The sequence below is a fragment of the Vibrio sp. 03_296 genome (assembly GCF_002265885.1).
Genome location: NZ_NPKW01000186.1, coordinates 1 through 666, shown reverse-complemented (window position 1 = coordinate 666; position 666 = coordinate 1). Strand labels below are relative to the sequence as shown.

The following is a 666-nucleotide window of genomic DNA, read 5'->3' as shown; positions in this document are numbered from 1 at the left end:
CTTCGATATCCCATTCGATGCGGTTAAACATCACCAAAATCGCTGCGTTAACCGTCGCCCATAACCACATCATTTTGTTCGCCGCATCGGTTGCTTTCGCTTTCAGCCCTTGAGTCGGCAAGACCAGTTTGACGATCGCAATCAAACAGATCGTCATTGAGCACATTGCAGAATTAAGAATGACCAAAAAAACGTTAATAAAAAGTAACAGATATGCCAACATAGTGATTGTCGAAACTCTTATATTCGATGAAGAAAAAAACAGCGTGTAATTATACTGCTCCCAGCCCAGTTTGGAATCTTTGTCAAAATGGTCAGATTAGTTTGTGACCGAAAAGGTGGGAAGTCTCTCTCGTCAGGATGAATGGCTAAAGGAATCGCAATGAAAAATCGAATCTTAATCACGAACGGCTGCACTGTTTGCTCCGCTCACTCATGCAGCACTCAATGAAGCGGCAGGTTTAGTGTGAAATTCACTGATTACTGGCTTTGGTGCCTCGGAATCTCATTTTAATACCGACGGTAATGCAACCATCAACAGTGACAAGCAAGCCCCCTCAAAGTCGAAAGTGCGGTGTTGTTCGCGCCCTTAGGTAATATCGCTTACACCTTTGGAGATCAACTCGAGCATCAAGTTTACCTCGGTACCGCGAGAGAGGATATTGC

At 44.3% G+C, this 666-nt stretch carries 1 protein-coding gene and 1 pseudogene; one reads left to right on the top strand and one right to left on the bottom strand.

Translation table 11 applies throughout. The features are described from left to right. A pseudogene (locus tag CIK04_RS22790) lies at nt 1–223 on the bottom strand (acyltransferase); the annotation flags it as partial. A gap of 351 nt (nt 224–574) precedes the next feature. Between CIK04_RS22790 and CIK04_RS33515 the strand changes: the two are divergent. Then, nucleotides 575–666: DUF2860 family protein (locus tag CIK04_RS33515; protein ID WP_325205741.1), on the top strand; the 92-nt coding region annotated here is incomplete at its 3' end.